Source organism: Bradyrhizobium sp. UFLA03-84, from assembly GCF_002289535.1.
GTDB classification, from domain to species: Bacteria; Pseudomonadota; Alphaproteobacteria; order Rhizobiales; family Xanthobacteraceae; genus Bradyrhizobium; species Bradyrhizobium viridifuturi.
In genome coordinates this window covers 525,975-550,366 of the sequence record NZ_NSJY01000014.1, presented here as the reverse complement: position 1 = coordinate 550,366, position 24,392 = coordinate 525,975, and the positions used below count along the sequence as shown (strand labels likewise).

At 65.4% G+C, this 24,392-nt stretch carries 23 protein-coding genes and 1 pseudogene; 14 read left to right on the top strand and 10 right to left on the bottom strand.

What is annotated here, in order from left to right; translation table 11 throughout:
• Positions 1-42: 42 nt before the first annotated feature.
• The 5 genes from CK489_RS24105 (at position 43) to CK489_RS24085 (ending at position 4,465) form a co-directional block, all read left to right on the top strand.
• The gene (locus CK489_RS24105; protein ID WP_245350497.1) at positions 43-672 is read left to right on the top strand and encodes a nucleotidyl transferase family protein; all 630 of its coding nucleotides are present in this window, start codon (positions 43-45) and stop codon (positions 670-672) included.
• Positions 669-1,193, top strand: coding sequence for a flavin reductase family protein (locus tag CK489_RS24100; RefSeq protein WP_095734066.1), 525 nt, complete (start codon positions 669-671; stop codon positions 1,191-1,193). The genes CK489_RS24105 and CK489_RS24100 overlap by 4 nt, the downstream gene beginning before the upstream one ends.
• A 71-nt stretch (positions 1,194-1,264) precedes the next feature.
• On the top strand, positions 1,265-2,134 hold the full coding sequence (locus CK489_RS24095) for an intradiol ring-cleavage dioxygenase (protein WP_095734634.1): 870 nt from the start codon (positions 1,265-1,267) through the stop codon (positions 2,132-2,134).
• A 66-nt stretch (positions 2,135-2,200) separates the two neighbouring features.
• Positions 2,201-3,379: a muconate/chloromuconate family cycloisomerase gene (locus CK489_RS24090; protein ID WP_095734065.1), complete on the top strand. Its 1,179-nt coding sequence runs from the start codon at positions 2,201-2,203 to the stop codon at positions 3,377-3,379.
• A gap of 168 nt (positions 3,380-3,547) precedes the next feature.
• A complete protein-coding gene (locus CK489_RS24085) occupies positions 3,548-4,465 on the top strand; it encodes a LysR family transcriptional regulator (RefSeq protein WP_245350496.1) in 918 nt (305 codons plus the stop codon).
• A gap of 9 nt (positions 4,466-4,474) precedes the next feature.
• On the opposite strand, the gene dusA is transcribed toward CK489_RS24085, so the two are convergent.
• From dusA to CK489_RS24070, 3 genes are all read right to left on the bottom strand, one after another.
• Positions 4,475-5,470, bottom strand: a complete 996-nt coding sequence (gene dusA / locus CK489_RS24080) for a tRNA dihydrouridine(20/20a) synthase DusA (RefSeq protein WP_095734064.1) — start codon at positions 5,468-5,470, stop codon at positions 4,475-4,477.
• A gap of 360 nt (positions 5,471-5,830) precedes the next feature.
• Positions 5,831-6,856: a histone deacetylase family protein gene (locus CK489_RS24075; protein ID WP_095734063.1), complete on the bottom strand. Its 1,026-nt coding sequence runs from the start codon at positions 6,854-6,856 to the stop codon at positions 5,831-5,833.
• A 48-nt stretch (positions 6,857-6,904) separates the two neighbouring features.
• Entirely contained in the window at positions 6,905-7,609 is a 705-nt protein-coding gene (locus tag CK489_RS24070) for a GntR family transcriptional regulator (RefSeq protein ID WP_050628972.1), read from the bottom strand.
• Between the two features lie 148 nt (positions 7,610-7,757).
• Here CK489_RS24070 and CK489_RS24065 point away from each other — a divergent pair, with 148 nt between their 5' ends.
• The 9 genes from CK489_RS24065 (at position 7,758) to CK489_RS24020 (ending at position 17,997) form a co-directional block, all read left to right on the top strand.
• Complete coding sequence (locus CK489_RS24065) at positions 7,758-8,531, top strand: class II aldolase/adducin family protein (protein ID WP_095734062.1); 774 nt, start codon at positions 7,758-7,760, stop codon at positions 8,529-8,531.
• 69 nt (positions 8,532-8,600) lie between these two features.
• Positions 8,601-10,151, top strand: coding sequence for an ABC transporter substrate-binding protein (locus tag CK489_RS24060; RefSeq protein ID WP_095734061.1), 1,551 nt, complete (start codon positions 8,601-8,603; stop codon positions 10,149-10,151).
• Between the two features lie 71 nt (positions 10,152-10,222).
• A complete protein-coding gene (locus CK489_RS24055; RefSeq protein ID WP_050628969.1) occupies positions 10,223-11,194 on the top strand; it encodes an ABC transporter permease in 972 nt (323 codons plus the stop codon).
• Positions 11,191-12,030 carry an ABC transporter permease gene (locus CK489_RS24050; protein ID WP_050628968.1) on the top strand — a complete coding sequence of 280 codons (840 nt, stop codon included), beginning with the start codon at positions 11,191-11,193 and terminating at the stop codon, positions 12,028-12,030. The genes CK489_RS24055 and CK489_RS24050 overlap by 4 nt, the downstream gene beginning before the upstream one ends.
• A 3-nt stretch (positions 12,031-12,033) precedes the next feature.
• The gene (locus tag CK489_RS24045) at positions 12,034-13,653 is read left to right on the top strand and encodes an ABC transporter ATP-binding protein (RefSeq protein WP_095734060.1); all 1,620 of its coding nucleotides are present in this window, start codon (positions 12,034-12,036) and stop codon (positions 13,651-13,653) included.
• A gap of 3 nt (positions 13,654-13,656) precedes the next feature.
• On the top strand, positions 13,657-14,586 hold the full coding sequence (locus CK489_RS24040) for a 2-hydroxyacid dehydrogenase (protein WP_095734059.1): 930 nt from the start codon (positions 13,657-13,659) through the stop codon (positions 14,584-14,586).
• A 22-nt stretch (positions 14,587-14,608) separates the two neighbouring features.
• Positions 14,609-15,673, top strand: coding sequence for a phosphotransferase (locus CK489_RS24035; protein ID WP_158226498.1), 1,065 nt, complete (start codon positions 14,609-14,611; stop codon positions 15,671-15,673).
• Positions 15,674-15,677: 4 nt separating this feature from the next.
• Positions 15,678-16,949, top strand: a complete 1,272-nt coding sequence (locus CK489_RS24030; RefSeq protein ID WP_095734057.1) for an aspartate aminotransferase family protein — start codon at positions 15,678-15,680, stop codon at positions 16,947-16,949.
• A 541-nt stretch (positions 16,950-17,490) separates the two neighbouring features.
• On the top strand, positions 17,491-17,997 hold the full coding sequence (locus tag CK489_RS24020; protein ID WP_050628963.1) for a MarR family winged helix-turn-helix transcriptional regulator: 507 nt from the start codon (positions 17,491-17,493) through the stop codon (positions 17,995-17,997).
• Positions 17,998-18,054: 57 nt separating this feature from the next.
• On the opposite strand, the gene CK489_RS24015 is transcribed toward CK489_RS24020, so the two are convergent.
• The 7 genes and pseudogenes from CK489_RS24015 to CK489_RS40935 all read right to left on the bottom strand — a co-directional run bounded on the left by CK489_RS24015 (position 18,055) and on the right by CK489_RS40935 (position 24,168).
• On the bottom strand, positions 18,055-19,212 hold the full coding sequence (locus CK489_RS24015) for an ABC transporter substrate-binding protein (protein ID WP_198961009.1): 1,158 nt from the start codon (positions 19,210-19,212) through the stop codon (positions 18,055-18,057).
• Positions 19,213-19,269: 57 nt separating this feature from the next.
• Positions 19,270-20,052 (bottom strand): cyclase family protein, encoded by a 783-nt coding sequence (locus CK489_RS24010; RefSeq protein ID WP_198961008.1) that lies wholly within the window; start codon positions 20,050-20,052, stop codon positions 19,270-19,272.
• 34 nt (positions 20,053-20,086) lie between these two features.
• Complete coding sequence (locus tag CK489_RS24005; RefSeq protein WP_095734054.1) at positions 20,087-21,328, bottom strand: SDR family NAD(P)-dependent oxidoreductase; 1,242 nt, start codon at positions 21,326-21,328, stop codon at positions 20,087-20,089.
• Entirely contained in the window at positions 21,325-22,503 is a 1,179-nt protein-coding gene (locus CK489_RS24000) for a thiolase family protein (protein WP_095734053.1), read from the bottom strand. Before CK489_RS24000 ends, CK489_RS24005 begins: the two co-directional genes overlap by 4 nt.
• A gap of 24 nt (positions 22,504-22,527) precedes the next feature.
• A pseudogene (locus CK489_RS23995) lies at positions 22,528-22,948 on the bottom strand (organic hydroperoxide resistance protein).
• Between the two features lie 33 nt (positions 22,949-22,981).
• Positions 22,982-23,764, bottom strand: coding sequence for an aspartate/glutamate racemase family protein (locus CK489_RS23990; RefSeq protein ID WP_198961007.1), 783 nt, complete (start codon positions 23,762-23,764; stop codon positions 22,982-22,984).
• A gap of 59 nt (positions 23,765-23,823) precedes the next feature.
• The gene (locus CK489_RS40935) at positions 23,824-24,168 is read right to left on the bottom strand and encodes a hypothetical protein (protein ID WP_143278215.1); all 345 of its coding nucleotides are present in this window, start codon (positions 24,166-24,168) and stop codon (positions 23,824-23,826) included.
• Positions 24,169-24,392: the final 224 nt, after the last annotated feature.

Below are 24,392 nucleotides of genomic sequence, written 5' to 3'. Positions count from 1 at the left end.
AACGCCGCCACTGACGCAGTCGGCACGGCAAGGGAGCGCGCCATGGGCAAAGGCTTGGCCAAGGGTTTTGACAGCAGCGCTGTCGCTTTCCATCGCGATCGGGAATTGGCCCTGACGGCCAGCGTCGTCACCATCGGCGCGTTTGACGGCGTCCATCGCGGCCACCAGGAACTGCTTCGGCAGACCATTGCGGCGGCGCAACGCCGCGGGATCCCGGCCGTGGTCTACACGTTCGATCCGCCACCAAAGGTGTATTTCGGCCAGGCCGAGGCGCTGATCTCACTCGACGAAAAGCTCGAGCGCATCGCAACATTTGCGCCTGACCATGTCATCATCGCCGACTTCAACCAGATCTACGTCAGCCGCACCGCGGCCGATTTCCTCGCCGAGTTGCAGGTCCTGCACCCTCGCGAAGTGATCGTCGGTGAGGATTTCCGCTTCGGGTCCTGCAAGGGCGGCACCGCGAAGCTGCTGCGCCGACATTTCGAGACCCGCATCCTGCCGCCGGTGCGTTGCGGCAATGGCGAGATCGTCTCCAGCAGCCGGATCCGCTCGCTTCGGCGGTCCGGCCTTGCTGCTGCGGCGTCTGCACTGGAAAACTGGCGAGACGTCTTGACCGCGCCACCGGCCAATCCATCCAGCCTCGCCCAACTCGAGGTCATCAGCCAATGACCGCCATCGATCCGCGCGAGCTGCGCAATGCCTGTGGCCAGTTCGGCACCGGCGTCACCATCATCACGACACATTGCGAGGGACGCGATCACGGCATGACGGCCAATGCCTTCATGTCGGTTTCGCTCGATCCGCCGCTGGTCGCGATCTCGATCGCGAAAAGCGCGAAGATGCTTCGCAACATCCAGAGCACCGGCCGCTTCGCGGTCAGCGTGCTCGCCGAGGGCATGGAGGATCTGGCCTGGCATTTCGCCGGCAAGCCCAAGCTCGACCTCCGCGACGTGTTCGAGCGCCACAACGAGCTGCCGGTCATCGCCAACGCGGCGGCGTATTTCGTGACCGATCTCGCCGACGAGATCATCGCAGGCGACCACACCATCTTCCTCGGTCATGTCCGCGAGATGTCGCTGCAGCAGTGCAAGCGGCCGCTGCTGTTCTTCCGCGGCCGGTTCGGCGGCCTTGCCGACCCGCACCCTGCGCCTGCGATGCTGGAGAATGCCGCTTACGAATTTGTCTGGTGAAGCGACCAGTGGAAATTCCCGAAAACGGGAATGCAAGTTTGATCAAACTGCAAGAAAAGGAGGAAACGACCATGCTGAACGTCAACAAGGACACCATCACCGACCACGTGATCGCCGCGCTCTCGCCGGACATTCCGGATCGCAACCGCCAGATCATGACGAGCCTGATCCGCCACATGCACGCCTTCTGCAAGGAGGTCGACCTGACCTTCGCCGAATGGTTCGCGGCCTGCGAATTCCTGCGCCGCGCCGGCGACATCTCGGACGAGAAGCGCAACGAGTTCATCCTGATCGCTGACATCCTCGGCGTCGAAGTGCTGGTCGACATGCTCGACCACCGGGTGACCGACGGCGAGAGCGAGTCGACCGTGCTCGGCCCGTTCTACCGGGAAAACCCGCCGGTGCTGCCGAAGGGCGCCTCCATCATCAAGAAGACGTTCGACAACGCGCAGACCGTGAAGGTCTCGGGGCGCATCAGCGATACCGCGGGTCGGCCGATCGAAGGCGTCACCATCGACGTCTGGGAAGACGCGCCGAACGGGCTCTACGATCTGCAAGACCCCGAGCAGCCGGCCTACAATCTGCGTGGACGCTTCACGACCGATGCCAACGGCGAATATGCCTTCGTGGCGCTTCGCCCCGAGCCCTACCCGATCCCCTATGACGGCGCCGGCGGCGAGCTGCTGAAGTACATGGGTCACCATCCCTGGCGTCCCGGCCACATCCACTTCATGCTCTCCAAGGACGGCTATCAGTCGCTGATCTCGCAGATCTACGATTCCGAGACCAAATATCTCGACAACGACTCGGTGTTCGCCGTGAAGCAGAGCCTGATCGGCACGTTCGCCAAGGCGCCGGCCGGTGCCGACACCGATCTCGTTCTCGCCTTCGACTTCAAGCTCAAGAAGGCCGCGGTCGAGCGGCTCGTCGCGGCCGAGTGATACGTACCAGGCCCGCCGGACCTCGAAGGCCCGGCGGGCTCAACTTGAACTGACCTGCGAGGACATATGAGCCGTGCCGTGATTGAGATCGCCGAGCCTGTGGAGCAAGGGCGCCCCCTCGCCAAGGACACTGTGATCCGCAGTATCCGCGCCACCATCGTGGAAGCGCCGACCCGTCGGCGGCACAAGCTTTCGAACACGGAAGTCACGCATCAGGACTACGTGCTGGTGCGCGTGCTGCTCGACAACGGCGTGACGGGGATCGGCGAAGCCTCGACGCTCGGCGGACCGCGCTGGGCCGAGGAGAGCGTGGAATCGATCAAGGCCGCGGTCACGAACTACCTGGCGCCGGCGCTGCTCGGGCAGCCTGCCCTCGCCTTCGAGGCCAACGCCCTGCGCATGAGCAAGGCCGCCACCCGCAATTTCGCGGCCAAAGGCGCGATCGAGTCCGCGCTGCTGGATGCCGCCGGCAAGACGCTCGGCCTCGCGGCCAGCGCGCTGCTCGGCGGCGCCGTGCGCGAGCGCATGGAGGTGATCTGGGCGCTGGCCTCGGGCGACAGCGGCCAGGAGCTGGAGGAAGCCAGGGAAAAGCTGCGGCGCCGCGAGCACCGCCAGTTCAAGATCAAGTTCGGCTTCAACCGGCCGCCGGCCGATCTGAAGCGGCTTCAGACGCTGCGCGCCGGTCTCGGCGACGAGGTGCGCCTGATCGTCGACGTCAACCAGGCCTGGACCGAGGCCGAATGCATCCGCTTCATGCCCGCGCTGGAGGAGCTGGACGTCGCGCTGGTCGAACAGCCGGTGTCGGCGCTGCAGCTGGACACCATGGCACGCATCGCTGCGCGCACCTCGATCCCCTTGCTGGTCGACGAAGCGGCCTTCACCAAGGAAGAGATTGCGCGCGTCGCCATGATGGGCTGCGGCAGCGTCTACTCGCTGAAGCTCGTGAAGAGCGGCGGCCTGTTTGAAATGAAGCGTGCAGCCGCGGTCGCCGGCGCGCATGGCCTCGAACTCTACGGCGGCTGCCTGCTGGAGAGCAGTATCGGCGCGGCCGCGCATCTCGCCGCCTTCGCCACGCTGCCGAGGCTCGAATGGGGCACCGAGCATTTCGGTCCGCGGATTCTCGTCGAGGATCTGGTCGTCAATCCGATCAAATTCGACGCGTTCGAGATCTGCGTCCCTGACGGCCCGGGTCTCGGCGTCGAGGTCGACGAGGACAAGATCCGTGCCTTCGCCCGCAAGGACTAGTCAGATGGCGTCGTCCCCGCGGGCAATTGACAATCCCGGGACCCACGCCCAGTCTTCGCATAGCAACCATCGTGTCGAACGCGCGCTGATGTCCACGCGGCACCAAACCCGATCAGCCTTCCCGGCAGCTTCGCTTGAAGCGCGCGGCCGAACGTCCGGCTAACCCCCGTGACCGAGCGCGACGATGTCATGGACCTCAGGCGGCTGGTCTATTTCGTCGCCGTCGCCGAGGAATTGCATTTCGGCCGCGCCGCATCGCGGCTTGCGATCGCGCAGCCGCCGCTGAGCCGGCAGATTGCTCAGCTGGAGAGCGATCTCGGCGTCATCCTGATTGACCGGAGCCGCAGCCAGATCCGGCTGACCCAGGCCGGCAGCGTGCTGCTGGAACGTGCCCGCGACGTGCTGGAACGGCTCGACCGCACGCATCGCGAGATCAAGCGGATCGGCGAAGGTTTCTCAGGGCACCTTCGCGTCGCCTTCGTCGGATCGGCGACCTACGGCGTGCTGCCCAACGTGATCAAGGCGTTTCGTTCGGCCTATCCGGATGTCGAGCTCGCGCTGTCGGCGATGAACAATGCCGAGCAGAAGCGCGCCGTGATCCAGCGCGAGATCGATATCGCCGTCGCGCGGCCCTCGCTCGACGACGAGGAGTTGAAGTCGGAGCCGTTGCTGCAGGAGCCGTTGATCCTCGCGCTGTCCGACACCTCGCCGCTGCTCGAGCAACAGGTCACGCGGCTATCGGCATTGAAGTCCGAGACATTCGTTCTCTATCCGCGCAAGCCACGCCCGAGCTTCGCCGACCACATTCTCAATATCTGCCTCGAAGAGGGTTTCATTCCGAAATCACAGGTGCTGGCGCAGGACTATCAGACCGCGATCAGCCTGGTGTCGGTCGGCGTCGGGATCGCGTTGGTGCCGAAATCAGTCTCGCAGGCGGAACGCCCCGGCGTCGCCTATCGCGCCTATGAGGGACACAATCCGGGGACCGCGCTGTCGCTGAACTACCGGCGCGACAACCGGATGCCGCATTTGTTCAACTTCCTGAAGGTCGCGCAGGACGTGGTGCGGCGTCAGCGCAAGCAATAGCCGGCGCGGTCAGGCCGCGACCGGCGCAAGCGCGCGGTCGTCAACGCGCGCGACGGCGTCGCGAAGCACCTCGATCCCGGCGCCCGGCCGCACGCCGTTCTCCGCAAGGTGCCTGCGGAACGCACGCGCCCCAGAGACGCCGTGGAAGGCGCCGACAAAATGGCGCGTGATCGAATGCAGCCGCGTGCCCTCGGCCAATTGCCGCTCGATATAGGGCAGCATCGCTTCGAACACGTCCTTCATCGTCGCATGCGGCGACACCTCGCCGAACAGTTCGGAATCGACCGTCAGCAGCCGCCACGGCTCCTGATAGGCCGCCCGCCCCAGCATCACGCCATCGACCTGCGACAGATGCTGCTTCGCTTCAGCGAGACTCGTGATCCCGCCGTTGATAATGATGGGGACATCCGGCAGCGCCGCCTTGAGACGATAGACGCGATCATAGTCGAGCGGCGGGATGTCGCGGTTTTCCTTCGGCGACAACCCATTGAGCCAGGCCTTGCGTGCATGCACGACCAGCACATCGGCGCCCGCGGCAATCACGCCGCGCGCCAGCGCATCGAGCGCGACTTCCGGATCCTGGTCGTCGATGCCGATCCGGCATTTCACCGTGACGGGAATTTTCACCGCGCGTTTCATCGCCGCAACGCCCTCGGCGACCAGAACAGGCTCCGCCATCAGACAGGCGCCGAAGCGGCCGTTCTGCACCCGATCGGACGGACAGCCGACATTGAGATTGATCTCGTCGTAGCCAAAATCCTCGCCGATCTGGGCGGCGGTCGCGAGATCGCGCGGATCGGAACCGCCGAGTTGCAGCGCCACCGGATGCTCGCTGGCATCGAAGCCGAGCAACCGCGCCCGGTCGCCGTGGATCACGGCGCCGGTGGTCAGCATCTCCGTATAGAGCCGCGCCCGCCGCGACATCAGGCGATGGAAGACCCGACAATGCCGGTCCGTCCAATCCATCATCGGAGCCACAGAAAAGCGATAGTCTTGCGATTTCAATGATTTACTCTACCGTCTCACCAGGATGAAGCATCGGCCTGTCCGTCGTCAGGGCCAAAGTCGCCGACGTCGCAGCTTGCGGAATCCCTGCTTCTTTGTCGAAGGACAACCACCTTGGAATTCTGCGTCCTGGCAGTGCGCCGAAACTCGCCCCTTGTCCAGCATCTCTCGCCGTCCGGCAGCAAGCCTTGTCGCTCGAGGCGCAACATCCAGTTGATGGGATTGATTCAATCACGACACTCTTGCCAACCAGCGTTGCTCGGACCGGCGCGGAATGTGTGGCGCCAACGGTGGGATGAAAGGCACGATACCGAGCATCCCGCGACATGAATGGCGCGACGCATCCTCAACGCAACGGCACTAGCGCGCGGCTTCGAATCCGCCGAGCACGGCGGTCAGATTGGCACCGAGGATGTCGGAGAGATAGCCGCCCTCCTGCACCAGCACCGTCGGCAGGCCGAACCGGGCCAGCCCCTCGCCGATGCGGCGGAAGCCGTCGGTGGTGACGGCGAGGCCCGCCAGCGGGTCCTTCTCGGAGGCATCGAGGCCGAGCGCGACCACGAGCGCGGTCGGCGCGAAAGAATGGATCGCCCGCTCCGCCGCCGCCAGCGCCTTCATGTAATCGTCGTCGCCGGTGCCCTTGGCGAGCGGAATGTTGAGATTGGCGCCGAGGCCGGGTCCGGCGCCGCGCTCATGCGCGTAGCCCCAGACGAACGGATAGAAGAACGACGGATCGGCGTGGATCGAGACGGTGAAGACATCGCCCCGCTCGTAGAAGATGCCCTGCGTGCCGTTTCCGTGATGCACGTCGACATCGAGGATCGCGACGCGCTCATGCTTCTGGCGCAGATGCTCCGCCGCGATCGCGCTGTTGTTGAGGAAGCAGAAACCGCCGGCCATGTCGCGATAGGCATGGTGGCCGGGCGGACGGCACAGCGCATAGACGGCATCCTCGCCGTCCAGCACCATCTGCGCGGCGGTGACCGCGACGTCGCTCGAGGCGCAGGCACCGGCCCAGGTGCCCTCGCCGATTGGCGCTGCGGTATCCGCCGTGTGCCAGCCGAGCTTGCCGACGATATGGGTCGGATAGGTGGCGGCGTTGCGCACCGGGTGGATGTTCGCGATCATCTCCGGCCCGGCATCGCCGAGCGCAGACCATTGCTCCCACGCCTCGGCGAGAAAGCTCAGATATTCCGGACTGTGCACGCGGGCGCGCGGCCCCTGCCCGAATTTGGTCGGCTCGATCAGCGTGTGCTTGCCGGCCTTCAGGCCCGCCAGCAGGCGATCGGCGCGCTCGGGCTGCTCGGTGGTGCGCTGGACCACGCCGCGGACCAGGAAGAACTGCGGATCATGGCTGCGGTGCAGGTCACTGTAGACGGCCTTCACGGGACACTCCTGTTGGATGAATCAGAAAGATCGCAACATCGCGCGCGGCTATTTCGCCGCCGCCGGCCATGGCGGAATCTCGCGCACCAGCCGTCCGACTTCGCGCCAGGCATGGCCGATATGATAGTCGACATGCGCGACGATGCGCTCGGGATGACCTGCCTCGATCGCAGCGAGCACCGGCTCATGCGTGCGCGCAATCTCGTGCGGATCGTCATAGAGGCGACCAATCAGGCCGATCACCATGCGCAACTCGGAGGCGAGATCGTCGAACAGCCGCAGCATGCGCCGGTTGCCCGCGATCTCGCAGATCAGACGATGGAAGCGATAGTCTTCCTCGACCTGCCGCGCCGGATCGTCGAGATCGGCGGTCTCGTGCAGCACGTCGATTTGCCGTCGCAGCTTGTCGCGCGTCTCCGGCGTCAGGTTGCGCGCGGCAAGCACCGCGGCATGACGCTCGACGCACAAACGCAGGTCGTAGATCTCGTCGATATCATCGGCAGCGAACTGCCGGACAAAGAAGCCGCGGCGCGGATTGGCGACCAGCAAGCCCTGCTGCTCGAGCAGCCGCGCGGCCTCGCGCACCGGCGCCCGGCTCACCCCCAGCTCGCGCGCGATTCCGGCCTCGACGACCTTTGATCCCGGCGGCAACCGCCCCTGCACGATCGCTTCGGTCAGACGGCGGGCGACCTGACCGACGAGGTCGGTCTCGTTGAGGGCCGGCAAGCCGACCGGAGGGGAAATCGTGCGCATCAAATGGGTCCGTTTCGACCCTTGTACATTATTTAATCGTCGATTGTCGACAGTTTGATCTTGATCAATTCTTAGATTGTCGACAGTTTAGTGGCGCGGGCATTGCAGTGCAACAAAAACGGCCCGCGGACAGGGACTAGCAGCAACGATGACGACGCATGTGCGGCCCGACGCCGTGAAGGACCAGAACCAGCAATTTCGCATCGACCTCGCGGCGGCCTACCGGCTGATCCACCGGCTCGGGCTCGATGACAGCATCTACACCCACATCTCGGTGCGGCTGCCCGGCAGTCATGACCGCTTCCTGATCAATCCCTACGGCATGCGCTTCGAGGAGGTGACGGCGTCCAACCTCGTCACCGTCGATCTCGACGGCATCGTGATCGACGATCCGCTCGGGCTCGGCATCAATCCGGCCGGCTTTACCATCCACAGCGCGGTGCATGCCGCGCGGCCGGACGTCGCCTGCGTGCTGCACACCCACACAGTGGCCGGCGTCGCGGTGTCCTGCCAGAAGCAGGGACTGCTGCCGCTCAATCAATGGTCGATGCAGTTTACCGGCTGCCTCGCCTATCACGACTACGAAGGCATCGCGCTCGATCTCGACGAACGGGAGCGCCTGGTCGCCGACCTCGGCGCCAAGTTCGTGATGGTACTGCGCAATCACGGCATGCTGACCTGCGGCCGCTCGGTCTCGGAAGCCTTCAAGCTGATGCACAATCTGGAGCGCTCCTGCCGCGCGCAGCTTGCGATCCAGTCCGCCGGCGCCGAGATCGCGCCGCTGTCGGGCGCGGTCGCGCACAAGACCGCCGGGCAATACGCAACCTTCTACGACAGCATCGAGAGCAACGGCGTGCCCGATACCGAGTGGGCGGCCTTCAAGCGAATGCTCGCGCGCACCGATCCGGATTTCGTGAACTAGAGCGCTTTCAAGCAACGTGAATACCGGTTCGGAGCTGCGGCCGGGCAAATCGAACAAGAGAGCCTGAACATGTTGACGCGAGTTCTGTTGAGTCTTTTGGTGGCGAGTGCCCTGAGCACCGCGGCATTTGCCGAGGAGCCGAAATCCGGCGGCGTGATCAACGCGGTGATCCAGCCGGAGCCGCCGGGCCTGATGGTCGGCCTGGTGCAGAACGGCCCGACCCAGATGGTGGCCGGCAACATCTATGAAGGCCTGCTGCGCTACTCGCCCAAGCTCGAGCCGCTGCCAGGTCTCGCCGAAAGCTGGAGCGTCAGCGAGGACGGCAAGATCTATACCTTCAAGCTGCGCAAGGGCGTCACCTGGCACGACAACAAGCCGTTCACCTCGGCCGACGTCGCGTTCTCGATCGAATTCCTCAAGCAGACCCATCCGCGCGCCCGCGGCAACCTTGCCCAGCTCGACAAGGTCGAGACACCTGACGACTACACCGTGGTGTTCACGCTGAAGCAGCCATTCGGCCCGTTCCTCGGCATCTTCGAGGTCGGCTCGTTGCCGATGATCCCCAAGCACATCTACGAAGGCACCGACTACAAGACCAATCCGGCGAACAACACCCCTGTTGGTACCGGCCCCTTCATGTTCAAGGAATGGCAGAAGGGCTCGTTCATCCACCTGGTCAAGAACCCGAACTACTACATCAAGGGCCTGCCGCATCTCGACGAGATCTACTGGCACGTGATCCCCGACGCCGCGGCGCGCGCGGTGGCGTTCGAGACCGGCAAGGTCGACGTGCTGCCGGGCGGCTCGGTCGAGAATTTCGATGTGCCGCGTCTCACCAAGCTCAAGAATGTCTGCGTCACCGGCGCCGGCTGGGAATTCTTCAGCCCGCACTCCTGGCTGTGGCTCAACAACCGGCAGGGCCCGACCGCGAACAAGAAATTCCGCCAGGCGCTGATGTATGCGATCGACCGCAACTTCGCCAAGGACGTGATCTGGAACGGCCTCGCCAAGGTCGCGACCGGCCCGTCGGCCTCCACGATCAAATACTACACCGACAAGGTGACCACCTACGACTACGATCCGGCCAAGGCCAAGGCGCTGCTGAAGGAGGCCGGCTACAAGGGCGAGAAGGTCCGCCTGCTGCCGCTGCCCTATGGTGAAACCTGGCAGCGCTGGGCTGAAGCCGTGAAGCAGAATTTGCAGGACGTCGGCATCAATGTCGAGATGATCGCAACCGACGTTCCCGGCTGGAACCAGAAGGTCTCCGATTGGGACTACGACATCGCCTTCACCTATCTCTATCAGTATGGCGATCCTGCGCTCGGCGTCGGCCGCAACTATATCTCGAGCCAGATCTCCAAGGGCTCGCCGTTCAACAACGTCGAAGGCTACTCGAACCCCGAGATCGATCAGCTGTTCGCCGACGGCGCCACCGCCTTTCCCGACTCCAAGCGCGAGGACATCTATCTCAAGGCGCAGAAGATCCTGACCGACGACGTGCCGGTGGCCTGGCAGCTCGAACTCCAGTTCCCGACCATCACCCGTTGCAACGTCAAGAACCTCGTCACCACCGCGATCGGCGTCAACGACGGCTTCCGCGACGCCTGGCTCGACAAGTAACGACCCGTCTCGCCGCTTCGCCGTCCAGCGCCGCGGCTTCTGCCGTTTCCTCGAACGCAACGACGTCACCCATGCTCTCTTTCATTGCCCAGCGACTTGCCAAGGCCGTCGTCGTGCTGCTCGCGATCGTGGTCTTCAACTTCATGCTGATCCGGATGGCGCCGGGCGACCCGGCGATGGTGATGGCGGGCGAGGCCGGCGCCAGCGACAAGATCTTCGTCACCCAGTTGCGCGAGAAGTTCGGGCTCGACCAGCCGCTGCCGGTCCAGCTCTACCGCTACGTCAAGGGCATCGTGACGCTAGATCTCGGCTTCTCGTTCCGCCAGCAGATGCCGGTCGCCAAGCTGATCGCCGAGCGGCTGCCGGCGACGCTGCTGCTGACTGTCACGGCCTTCGTGATTTCGCTGCTGCTCGGCGTCCTGTTCGGCACACTCGCCGCACGTTTTGCCGGCACCTGGGCCGACACCGCGATCACGATACTGGCCCTGATCTTCTACGCCACGCCGTTGTTCTGGGTGGCGTTGATGGCGATCCTGCTGTTTTCAGTCGCGATGGATTGGCTGCCGAGCTTCGGCTACGAGACCGTCGGCGCCAACTACACCGGCTTCGCCCATGTGCTCGACGTCGGCGCCCATCTGATCCTGCCGGCGACGACGATGGGCCTGTTCTTCATGGCCACCTACGCCCGCATGACCCGCGCCTCGATGCTCGAGGTGAAGCGGCATGACTTCGTCAAGACCGCGCGCGCCAAGGGCCTGCGCGATGCCGTGATCCAGCGCCGCCATGTGCTGCGCAACGCGCTGCTGCCGGTGGTGACGCTGGCCGGCTTGCAGGCTGGCACGCTGGTCGGCGGCGCCGTGCTCACCGAGACCGTGTTCGCCTGGCCTGGCATCGGCCGCCTGATGTACGAGGCGCTGCTGCAGCGCGACTACAACCTGCTCCTCGGCGTCTTCGTGGTGTGCTCGGCGATGGTACTGGCCTTCAACCTGATCACCGACCTGATCTACCGCGCGGTCGATCCCCGCATCGAGTTCGCCTCATGAGCAAGTTCTGGCGCACCATGCTGCGCAACCCCGGCGGCGTGATCGGCCTTACGATCCTGCTGCTCGCGATCGCGATCGCGATCTTTGGACCCCTGCTGTTTCCGACCTCGCCCTGGCGCATGGTGCAGCGGCCGTTCCTGCCGCCGTTCACGATGCCCGGCCTGCCGCTCGGCACCGATGCGCTCGGCCGCGACGTGCTCGCCGGTATCATCTATGGCGCCCGCGTCTCGCTGCTGGTCGGCCTCGTTTCAACCATGGCCGCCCTCGCGGTCGGAATTCCCGTCGGCGCCCTCGCCGGCTATTTCGGCGGCAAGGTCGGCGACGCCCTGATGCGCTTCACCGAATTCTTCCAGACCGTGCCGAGCTTCGCGCTCGCCATCGTGCTGGTTGCGATCCTGCAGCCTTCGATCGTCTCGATCGTGCTGGCGATCGCGATCGTGAGCTGGCCGCCTGTCGCCCGCCTGGTGCGCGGCGAGGTGCTGTCGCTGCGCACGCGCGAATACGTCCAGGCCGCGATCGTCACCGGACAGAGCCACAGCTGGATCATCTGGCGCGAGATCCTGCCCAATGCGCTGTCGCCCGTCATCGTGCTGGCCTCGCTGATGGTCGCGACCGCGATCCTCCTGGAATCCTCGCTCTCCTTTCTCGGTCTCGGCGATCCCAATCTGATGTCCTGGGGCTACATGGTCGGCGCCGGCCGTACCGTGATCCGCCAGGCCTGGTGGATCACGCTGTTCCCAGGCATCGCGATCCTGCTCTCGGTGCTGGCGCTGAACCTGATCGGTGAAGGGCTCAACGACGCGTTCAATCCGCGCCTCAACAAGGAAGGGCGTTGACGCATGTCGGCCGCACCCGTCGTCTCGATCAAGAATTTGAAGCTCGCGCTGCCACCGGGCTCCGACCGCCCCTACGCCGTCGACGGGGTCTCGTTCGATCTCGTGCCCGGCAAGATCCTCTGCGTGGTCGGCGAGTCCGGTTCCGGCAAGTCGATGTGCGCACATGCGCTGATGGGGCTGTTGCCCGACACCATCATCCGCGAGGCCGGCGAGATTGCCTATGACGGCCAGAACCTGCTCACCCTTGACGATTCCGGCTGGCTTGCGCTTCGCGGTCGCCATATCGCGATGGTCTTCCAGGAGCCGATGACTGCGCTCAATCCGTTGATGCGGATCGGCGACCAGATCGCCGAGATGTTCGAGGCGCACAATCTGTTGACGCCACGCCAACGCAAGCAGAAGGCATTGCAGCTGCTGCGCGAGGTTGGCCTGCCCGAGCCCGAGCGCTCGATGCGCGCCTACCCGCACCAGCTGTCCGGCGGCCAGCGCCAGCGTGCGATGATCGCGATGGCGCTCGCGCTCGAGCCCGCCGTGCTGGTGGCGGACGAGCCGACCACTGCGCTCGATGTCACGACACAGGCACAGATCCTCGAGCTGATCCGCGATTTGCAGCTCCGCCGCAACATGGCAGTCATGTTCATCACCCACGACTTCGGCGTCGTCTCCGATATCGCCGACCGCGTCGTCGTGCTCCAGCACGGCAAGGTGGTCGAACAGGGTGCGGCTGACGACGTATTGCGGCGCCCCCAACACGCCTACACGCGGGCGCTGCTCGCGGCGGTGCCCTCGATGCAGCCGCCACCGCGCGCGCCGCTCGCGGATCGCGCCAAGGCGGTCGAGGTCGTCGGTCTCGACAAGACCTATGTCAGCGGCGGCGGCTGGTTCCAGCCGGGGCGGCGGGTACGCGCCGCGAACGAGGTCAATTTCGACATCCTGCAAGGCGAGACCGTCGGCCTGGTCGGCGAATCCGGCTCCGGCAAGTCATCCGTCGCCCGCCTCGTGATGCGCCTGATCGAGCCGGACCAAGGCACGGTCCGCCTCGGCGACACCGATTTCACCCGCGTCGCCGGCCGCGCGCTGCGCAGGGAGCGCAGCCGCATCCAGATGATCTTCCAGGATCCGTTCGCCTCGCTCAACCCGCGCCGCAAGGTTGGCAACATCATCGCTGACGGGCCGATCGCCCATGGCACCGATCCGGCGGTCGCACGTCAGCGTGCCGCTGAGCTACTTGGTCTCGTCGGCCTCAATGCCAGCGCGATGGAACGCTATCCGCACGAATTCTCAGGTGGCCAGCGCCAGCGCATCGGCATCGCCCGCGCGCTTGCGCTCGAGCCGGAAATCATCGTCGCCGACGAAGCCGTCTCGGCACTCGATGTCTCGGTGCAGGCGCAGGTGCTGAACCTGCTGGAAGACCTCAAGGCGCGGCTTGGCCTGTCGATGCTGTTCATCACCCACGATCTGCGCGTGGCGGCGCAAATCTGCGACCGGATCGCGGTAATGCAGCGCGGCGCGATCGTCGAGCTGAAGCCGACCGCGGCGCTGTTCTCGGCGCCCGAACATCCCTACACCCGCGAGCTGCTCGCCGCGGTGCCCGGGCAGATTTCCTCGTCGCGTGCGGCCTGAACCATGCGTTGTGCCCTGATCAGCAGCAGCCTCGATCTGCGCGACTATTTCGGCGCGGAGCTTGCCCGCATTGCGCCGCACATCGAGGTGGTCGACCATGCCGGCGATGCTGCGGATGTCCGGCTCGCCCTGGCCTGGCATCCGCCCGACGACGCGTTCGAACGCTATCCCGAGTTGCAGGCGGTGTGCTCGATCGCCGCCGGCGTCGACAACATCATGGCCTGCCCGAGCCTGCCGCCCGGTGTCGACGTGGTGCGCGTGGTCGATCCTGGACAGGGACAGATGATGTCGGGCTTCATCGCCTGGCATGCGATCGGGCATCAACGCGGCTTTGCCGCCTTCAGCGCCCAGCAGCGCGACCGGGTCTGGCAACGCCGCGCGCAGCGGCGCACGCAGGACGTTCCGGTCGGAATCCTCGGCAATGGCGAGATCGGCCGGCGCGTCGCCGTCGACCTCGCCCATCTCGGCTTTCCCGTGATGTCCTGGAGCCGGACCGCCAAGGTGATTTCATCGGCGACCCGGAGTTTTCACGGGCCCTCCGGTCTTGCCGCGATGCTCGGCGAGACCGAGGTACTGGTCAATCTGCTGCCGCTCACACTGGAGACGCGCAACATCCTCAACGGCGATCTGTTCGGCTGCATGCGCCGCGGCGGCTACCTGATCCAGGTTGGGCGCGGCGAACATCTTGTCGAAGCCGATCTGCTCGAAGCACTCGACAGCGGTCAGCTGTCAGGAGCTGCGCTCGACGTGTTCGCGACCGAACCGTTGCCTGCGCTACATCCGTTCTGGCGCCATCCGCGAATCGCCGTCACGCCGCATGACGCCAGCGACGTCAGCATCAGCGCCGTCGCGACGACGCTTGCCACGACCGCAGACGCGATCCGCGCTGGACGGCGTCCCCCGCACGCAATCGACCGCGCCCGCGGTTATTGATTGCGAGATCGAGGAGCGCCAGATGCAAATCCCCCGTTCGTCCGCCGATGCCGCGCACCCGCTCGACGGGCTGCGCGCTGCGGGGCCGATTACAGAGGCGCAGGCACAGACGCTGGTCGGTGAATATTACGGCCTGTCGCCCGACATTCGCCGGCTCGACAGCGAGCGAGACCAGAATTTCCGGCTGCGCACGCAGGACGGACGCGAATACGTCCTCAAGATCGCCAATCCCACCGAGGATCGCGCCGTCACCAATCTGCAGACCGAGGCGCTGCGCCACGTCGCGGTCCGTGACCCGCTGCTGCCGATTCCGCGCATTATTCCGGCGCGGAGCGGCGCGACCGAGCTCGAGATCTGCTTCGAGGACGGCTCGATGAGGGTGGTGCGGCTGCTGACGTTCCTTGCGGGAACGCCGATGCACCAGGCGCCGCCGTCGGCAGTGCTGCGCGGTGATGTCGGCCGCTGCGCTGCGCAGCTCGCCGTTGCGCTGCGCGACTTCGTTCATCCCGGTGCAAATCACAAATTGCTCTGGGACATTCAGCATGCCGCCGAACTGCGGCCGTTGCTCGGCGCGGTGCCATCTGCCCAGCGCGAAATGGTCGAACGCGCCCTCGATCATTTCGAGGCCGACGCCGTTCCTGTGCTGGCGCAGCTTCCGCGGCAACCTCTGCACAACGATCTCAATCCGCATAACATTGTCGTCGACGCCACTTCGCAGGCCCGCGTCTGCGGCATCATCGATTTCGGCGACATGACCGCGACCGCCCGCATCAACGACCTCGCAATCGCAGCGGCCTATCAGGTGACCGACAGCGACGCGCCGCTGGCGCCGGCGCTCGATGTGATTGCGGCCTATCATGCGGTCTCGCCACTCGAACCGCGCGAGCGCGGCATCCTGTTCGACCTGATCGCGACCCGTATGGTGATGACGATCGTGATCAGCAATATCAGGGCCGCTCGCTATCCGGAGAACAGCGGGTATATTCTGCGCAACAACAGACAGGCGTCGGCCCGGCTTGCCCGGATCGCGACACTGACGCGAGCACAGGCCACGCAGCAGATCGAGCGTGCCTGCCAGGGAGAGTGACACGATGCCGGCCGACACCTCGACCCAGCAGCTGATCGAGCGCCGCAACCGCCTGCTCGGCCCCGCCTACCGGTTGTTCTACGAGCAGCCGGTGCATGTGGTGCGCGGCGACGGCATCTGGCTGTACGACGCCGCAGGCAAGTGCTATCTCGACGCCTACAACAACGTCGCCTGCCTCGGCCACTGCCATCCGCACGTCATCGAGGCGATCGCGCGGCAGGCCGCGGTGCTCAACACCCACACCCGCTATCTGCACGAGACGATCCTCGACTACGCCGAGCGGCTGCTCGCGACCTTCCCGGCCGAAATCGGCCAGATGATGTTCACCTGCACCGGCAGCGAGGCCAACGATCTGGCGCTCCGCGTCGCCCGCACCTGCACCGGCGGCACCGGCGTCATCGTCACCCGGACCGCCTATCACGGCGTGACCGGCGCACTTGCCGAATTGTCGCCGTCGCTCGGCCTGCCCGAACCGACCGCGCCCCACGTTCGTCTGGTGCCGGCACCGCAGTCCGCCGGCGATGAAACGGGCGAGATCTTTGCGGGCCACGTCCGCGCAGCGTTTGCCGATATGACCCGCAGCGGCATTCGTCCGGCCGCACTGCTGGTCGATACGATCTTCTCCAGCGACGGCGTATTCGCCGATCCGCCGGGCTTCCTGCGGCCGGCGGTGGAGGCCGCGCGTGCGGCTGGCGCGTTGTTCATCGCCGACGAGGTGCAGCCCGGCTTTGGTCGCTGTGGCGAGGGCATGTGGGGCTTTGCCCGCCACGGCGTGGTCCCCGACATGGTCACGATGGGCAAGCCGATGGGTAACGGCCATCCGATCGCGGCGATGGCGGCACGACCGGAGTTGCTGAAGGAATTCGGCGCCCGCTCGCGCTATTTCAACACCTTTGGCGGCAATCCCGTATCCGCCGCCGCCGGTATGGCTGTGCTCGACGTAATCGAGCGGCAAGGCTTGGTCGAGAACGCCAGGCGCATCGGCACTTATTTGCGCGAGCGGCTCACCGCGCTGCGCACGCGGCATGAGCTCGTGGCGGAGGTTCGAGGCGCCGGTCTCTTCATCGGTGTCGAGCTCCGCCGCGGCGACTCGGCCGCCGCGGGTGAGACGACGAAACTGGTCAATGCAATGCGCAGACGGCATGTTCTGATCAGTGCGGCCGGTCCCGGCGCGAATGTGCTGAAGATTCGGCCGCCCCTGACATTCGGCATGGAGCACGGCGATCTACTGGTCGAGGCGCTCGACCAAGCGCTAAAGGAAAATTCGATTGACTGACGGTCTGGCGGATTGCTGGTCTTCGCCGGCAGAGGACAATACCGTCACGCGAGGACACATTTTCCTTTGATTTCCGCTACCTGCAGCCGATCGCGAGAGGCCGGTGATCCGCCAGCTCGTGCGGCATCTCGCGGGCACGCGAGGCCATCGAGTGATCGCCGGGCGGCCGGAGAAGATTGCTGACAACATCCGGATCTGGTTCGGGAACGGCGCGCCGACGGCTTCAATGTCATGCGACCCCGGTTGCCCGGCGGGCCTTCAATCTTTTCGCCGAGCAAGTCTTGCTGATCCTGCGCTGGCAGCGATGCTCGCTTTTTATTTTAAACATAAAATATCTGCGCTCGCCGGGGAACGCTGGCGCACTCGTCGCGAAACCACGGCGATCGCCATCCGGCGGGCTGGACACCGCAGATTCGGCACACCGTGTGCGCCGGTCCGCGCCCCCTGAACGAGCCTTGAATTTACTTTTGGCACGAACTATCTTGCAGCCTACATCGAGGCCGACACCTTCAACGGGCCCGGATGCCCGAGGAGATTCGATTTGGCAGTCGCGAAGGCGTCCCCGCCTGTTTCGCCCAAGAACGGGGGCGATCAGGAGGCCGAGTACAAGGCTCAGACACGGCTTTGGCTTCGGCTGCTCGCCTGCACGACCCTGATCGAGGGTGAGCTGCGGCGCCGGTTCCGCGAGGAATTCGATTTCACGATGCCGCGCTTCGACGTCCTGGCCCAGCTTGACCGCGAGCCGAGTGGACTGGTGCTGGGAGAGCTGCCGAAGCGCCTGATGGTGTCTGCCGGAAATCTGACGCCGATCGTCGATCGGCTGGTCGAGGACGGCTTCATCACCCGCACGCCTTCAAACCTCGACCGGCGCGTGCAGATCGTTTGCATGACTGTCGAGGGCCGCAAAGCCTTCAGGCGCATGGCCAAGAGCCACGGCTCGTGGCTGGCCGAGCTGCTAGCGGGATTTCCCGCTGACCGGCTCGATGGGTTGACCCGCGAGCTCGACGAACTCAAGGGCGCCGTCAGGGATACGACGCAGAAGCCGTAGGCTGGCGCTGCAACTCGCGCCGCAGCCGAACGCCCTCCGGCACACTCCGCCGCTCAATTAGGGCAGCAGCTTGTACTTTCCGTCCTCAATCTGAACCAGGATCCGCGCGCGAACATCGACACCGTGCCGATCCGCCGGCGTGTAGGTGTATACGCCCTGCGTCCCCGCCAGTTCCTTGGTGGTGAACAGCGCCTGGCGAAGCGCGGTGCGGAATTCCGGCGAGCCCGGCTTGGCGCCGGTCGCTATCGCGCGCTTGGCCGCATCGACGAGCAGCAGCCAGCCGTCGAACGAATAGGACGAGAACGAGTCGGTCGGCGCCTCGCCGTTCGCCTTCTCGAAGGCGGCGCGGAAATCCAGCGCAACCTTCTGGATCGGATTGCTGGCCGGAAGCTGCTCGGCCGCGGTCACCGGCCCGGTCGGGCAGATGATCCCGTTGGCGGCCTTGCCGGCGAGCCGCAGGAAGTCGGCGCTGATGAGCCCGTGGTTGCCGTAAAGCGGTCCCTTGTATCCACGTTCGGACAGAGCGATCACCGGCAATGCACCCGGCGTTCCCGTGCCGCCGAGCATGATGGCGTCGGGCCGCGCCGCCAACGCGCGCAGCACCTGGGCGGTCACCGACGAATCCGATCGGGCGTATCGCTCGTTGGCGATGACCTTGATGTCGGCCGCCTTGGCGCTTAGCGACAGCGAATCGTACATCAGGTCGCCAAAGGCATCCGAGAAGCCGATGAACGCCACCGTCTTCAACCCCTGCGCCTTCATGTGATCGACGATGCCCTGGACGAGAAGCGGCGTCGGTTGCGGCGTCTGCACCACCCAGGGCCCGCCATCGCCCGACGGCACCGGCGCGATCGGCGACACCGCGATCATCGGAATCTTCATCTCGATCGCGGCGGTCGCCATCGCCAGCGTCTGCGGCGCGCCCGATGTGCCGATCAGGATGTCGACCTTCTCCTGTTCAACGAGCTTGCGCGCGTTGCGCGCCGACGCCGTGGGATCGGAGGCGTCGTCGAGCTGAATGACGCGGAGCTTCTCACCGCCGACTTCGCCGACATAGGCCTCGCCGGCTGCGATGCCCTTTGCATTGGGAATCCCGATCGACGACACCGGCCCACTGAGGCCGGTGACGAATCCGACCAGGATCTCGGCCTGGCTGGCCTGCGGAACTGCGACAAGCAATGCGGCCGAGGCCAGCAGGGTCTTCATCGAGATCATTGCACCTGTCCTTCTTGATTTGCGTTTCTTGTTTCGGGCAAGCGCCATCCGCTCGCTTCAGTTCGCCGACACCAGCGCGATCACGCGCAGCGGGCTGCCGGAGCCGTTCTGGATCTTCAGCGGCGACGCCACGATGACGGCGCCGGTAGCGGGAAGCTGATCGAGGTTGCAGAGGCATTGCAGGCCGTAGCGGCCGGCGCCATGCAGGAAGTGATGCGCCGGATAAGGCGGCTCGAAATGGCCGGCCTGCCCGGCGTCGGTGCCGATCGTCTCGGTGCCGAAGCCGATGATGCCGCGCTCCTCCACCAGCCACTTCATGACGGCCGGATTCGGACCCGGCGTGTGTGCGCCGTCATCCCTGAGGTTAGCGTAGTCGCGCCAGCCCTTCTTCGACCAGTCGGTCCGCAACAGAACCCAGTGCCTTTCGGGAATCCGTCCGTGCTTTGCCTCCCAGGCTTCGACGAGCGGAACCGTGATCAGGAAATCAGGATCCTTTGCCGCGCCCGCCGAGCAATCGATGACGCAGGCCGGCGCGATCATGTCCTTGGCAGGCATCGTATCGACAGAATTGTTCGGCAGGTCCTTGCCGGTGAACCAGTGAATCGGCGCGTCGAAATGCGTGCCGGTGTGCTCGCCGAACGTCACATTGTTCCAGTACCAGGCCGGACCGCGACCGTCATAGCGCGAAATCTCCTGGATCCGGACCGGAGCGGCCTGGCCGAACTCCGGCGGCAGCACGATGACCGGGAAATCCGGACTGAGCGTGAAGGTCAGATCGACTACGCGCACCGCGCCGGACGAAATTGCACCTGCGAGCTCCAGGAGATTCTTGCCTTGCATCGTCACGTCCTCCCGTCTTGTTGAGATCCTGATCTTATCTGTCGAGCTCGCGCTCGAGCGCTTTCGGGTTGGCGGCAAGACGCTGCCTGATTTCCTCGGCGACGTCCCCGACATAGATCTCCTCGAGCCCGCCCCGGAGCCCGGACACGATCGCCTGCGCAACGGCGCGCGGCGCGACCTTGGGCGGCGGCACGGTCTGAAACCACTCGGTGTCGACCGGTCCCGTGAACAGGTTCATCACCTTGACGCCGCCGGGCCTGAGCTCGGCGCGAAGACAGTGCGACAGTGACAGGCAGGCGGCTTGCGACGCCGAGTAGGCGCCGAAAGCGGGCCAGTTCGCCAGCGCGTAGACAGACAGGATATTGACCCAGGCGGCGCTACTGCTGACACCATCCGCGCCCCGCATCCGCATCGCGGGACCGAAGGCCTGCGCAAGGTTGATGAAGCCGAGATAGGCCTGGTCGATCTCATCCCGCGCGATGCCGGTGCCCCTGCGGTCGAGAAGGCCGCCGGGCCGCACATATTCCGTCGTGTTGACGAGGATGTCGACCTTGCCGCCAATGTCGGCCGCGAGGTCAGTCGCCGACTTTTCATCGGCCGCGTCGAGCGTCACGACCTCGATCCCCTGTTGTCCGCGCAACAGCTGCTCGCCGGCGAAAGGCCGCCATGGTTCGGAAACGCCGACGAACACCGTCTTCGCGCCCGCGGCTTTCAGCGCCGCAACGGCCTCCTGGCCGATCAGGCTGCGGCCGTTGGTCACGAGCACTCGGCGGAATTTCGGATCGGCCGTCATTTCCCGCCATTGCCGGTCGTCTGCCATGTTGGGCGTCTCCCCCTCGGGTCGGGCAAAGGCCACCGCCTGACCGCTCTTATCGAGTTGAAACGACATCAGGACGGGCGCGCCCTCGGCACAGTCGGCATGCAGATGCGCCACCATCGTCGGACCGCAGTCCATCTTGACGAGACCGATGCGCCAGGGCGCCCGCTCGCGGAAATAAACGTCGCTCGGCACCCGCGCCGTCGTCTCGGCCAGCAGCGCGCCGCGCCGCGGCGCATCGACGAACGCAAGACCGGCCGACAGGCAGGCGGGGCATGCCTCGCGCGCCGGGTAGGCGAAGGCGCCGCAGGCCTCGCAGCGTTGCAGCATGAAGCGTCCTTCGGCGGCGGCGCGCGTGAAGCCGTGTGATGTCCGGCTGCGCGGCCGCGGCGGCGACGCGGGAAGCCGCGTCCGCAGCAGCGGGTTCTTGCGCCGGGGTGGCTCAATCGGATCGATCATCGCGCAGGCCCTGCAAAGATCGCGGCACCGGAGGCCAGGCCGCGGTCATAGTTGATCATACCGAAGCCCGAGGCCAGAGCGAGGGTTGCATCCTTGACTTGCGTCGGGCCGGCTTCGCCCAGGACCTGCCGCAATCCTTCGACCAACCCGAGATAGGCGCCGGCGGCACCGGCCTGCCCGGCGGAGAGCTGGCCGCCCGAAGTGTTGTGCGGGAAGTCGCCGCCAATCGTCAGATCGTGCTGACGAACGAAGGCCGCGCCCTCCCCCTTGTTGCAGAAGCCGAGATCCTCGAACTGCATCATCGTGATGACCGGATAGTCATCATAGGTCTGGACCACATCGAGATCGTCGGGCTTCACGCCGGCCATCGCGTAGAGCTCCCCGACATCCATCGCCCAGCCGCCGCGCACCTGCATCGGATCGTCGGCGAAGGCGTTGTGCCGCTCGATGGTCGACAGCAATCGCGCGGCCGGCAAGCCGAGCGATGCCGCGGTCTCGTCCCGCATCACCAGGAAGGCCTCGGCGCCGGCACACGGCATGACGCAATCGAACAGGTGAATGGGGTCGGATATCGGACGCGCCGCCAGATACTGCTCGATCGTCAGCGGCGTCTTCATCAGCGCATGCGGGTTGCGCAGCGCGTTGGCGCGCTGGGCGACCGCGATCCGGCCGACGTCCTCCCGCGTGACGCCATACGTCCGCATGTAATTGCGCGCGATCAGCGCAAAACTCGCATTGGCGCCACCCGCACCATAGGGATAGACCGCGTCCTGGTTGAAGCGCGAGAAATTCTCGAGCGTCAGGCGGAAGGAATCGACATGGTTGGTATCGCCGGCCACACAGGCGACGATATCGACATCGCGTGCCTGCACCGCGCGCGCCGCCTTCCGCAAGGCCGCGATGGCGCTGGCACCGCCGAGCGGGATCGTGTCCAGCCATCGGACGCACAGCCCGAAATGCTGCGTCAGTCCAATCCCGCTGTCGAGCCCCATGGTGAAGCTGGAAACGCACAGGCCGTCGATGTCGGACGCCTTGATGCCGGCCTTCGCGACCAGCGCGCTCAGCGCGCGGCCAATCCACCATTGCGCGCTCTCAATGGAATAGCGCGCATAGGGAATCGTGACGGGAGCCGCCATCACGATGCCCTCATACGGTGTGCGCAGCGAATTTTTCACCAGCCGCCTGCCTTGCCTGCCGCCTCAGATCACCGTCAGCTTCACGTCGATATTGCTACGAATAGCATTCGAATAGGGGCATCGCTCGTGCGCGCCCGCGACGATCTCCTCCGCCACCGCCTTCTCGACGCCGGGCAAGTTGACCCTCAGTTCGACCGCGAGCGCATAGCCGACAGGAACCGGTCCCATGGCAACCTTCGCGATGACGGACGGCTCGGCAGAGGGCGTGATCTTCCCGGTGCGCGCCACGAGCTTGACCGCGCCGAGAAAGCACGCGGCATAGCCGGCCGCAAAGAGCTGCTCCGGGTTGGTCCCCTCGCCGCCGGGGCCGCCCAGCGATTTCGGCACGGACAGCGACACCGACAGCAGTCCGTCGGCACTTGCCGTCGCGGCCGCCCGTCGCCGTCACCTCGGTCTCGTAGAGGATCTTCTCGGGTCTCATCATGACTCGTTCTCCAGAACTGACCGGCTGTTCCCGTTAGCGCTTGTTGCGCGCGAGCATCGCCCGGAAATCGTCGCGGGCGAGCGCGCTGGCGCGTTTGAAGCTCGGCCCGCGGCTCGGCTCGGTGCCGTTGAGCTGCCTGAGCTGCACCCACATCTCGGCGCTCTTCAATGCCACTGCAGCACAGTTCACCACTGGTGCGTGGCCGACCTTCAGGCCGTGCTCCCGCCCAATCAGCAGGCCCGGCAGCACGCCGGCGGGGATCACCACGTCGGCTCCGCGCTCCACCAGTGGAAGGGCGCAGGCCAGAAAATCCTCGATCATCCGGCCATGGGCCGCCTGATCGCCCGCGAACGCTTGCGCGAAATCCTCCGGCTTGCAACCGAGGCCGGTCACATGAACGACGCGATCACCGAGCCCGTAACGTTCGGCCTGCTCGTAGTGCCAGACCTCGAACACCGGATCGAGCGTCACGAGGCCGAGCCGCCGGCCGAGCTGCGAGGCCGCAAGCAACGTCGCCTCGCCGGTCCCGATCACTGGAATGTCGAGCGTCGCACGGAGCTCGTAAAGCCCGGGATCCTGGAAGTGGCCCATCACGAAGGCGTCGAACCCGCTCTCTTCGGCCGCGATGCCGTTGTCGATGGCCTGAACCGCGCAGCGCAGTTCGGCGAGCCGGCCGAACTCCCGGTCCGGCGGCGAAATGCCCTCGACCTGAACCGTCGTGCCGGGCGCGGCGATGTTGTTGAGGTACTCCGACAGCCGCGACATATAGGGCGCGTTCACGCTCGCATCGACGAAACTCTGCCAGAAGATGCGCATCGCCCTTCTCCTCAAGCGGTGACGGGAGCATCGGCCGTCGGCCTGCCGACGCAGATATTTCAACCATAAACTAATTGACGCGTCAAATGCGCGCGGCGGAGCCTGCCAAGGCGACTGCTCCATCGCAGCCCAACGACCCAATTTTCGGGAGAAAGAAATGAAGGAAAATGGCGCGCGCGGACGAAATTGTATGCAACAACATTTTTTTCTGACAGCCCCGTGACACGTGTTGACGGCGCCACGGAGAATACTTTAGGCTTTAAGTAATCGACCACCGGCCGCTGCCGGTGGCCATGAAGATGATGTTGCAGGGCACCGATTTTGAGAAACTCAATCGCGTGGACTAGCGTCGGGCCGCAATGGCCGGCAGCAGCATCGCCGGTCGCGCAGCGCGTCGACGGCATTCGTCTTCTTTCGCCTCGACAGACGCCCGCGGGCTGCAGTCGCCCCGCCCGCTATTCAAGCGGCACGCGTTGCCATGGCCGCTGACGCCCCGGCCGAGCGAAATTTCCCCTCGCAGCGCCCGGCGTCTGGCGCTGCAGCAATGCCTTCAACCGGTTCGTTCGTAGCTCGGGCTCCTGCCCGGCTTGCAGACATTCGTACCCAGCATCAACGGAGGACAACGCAA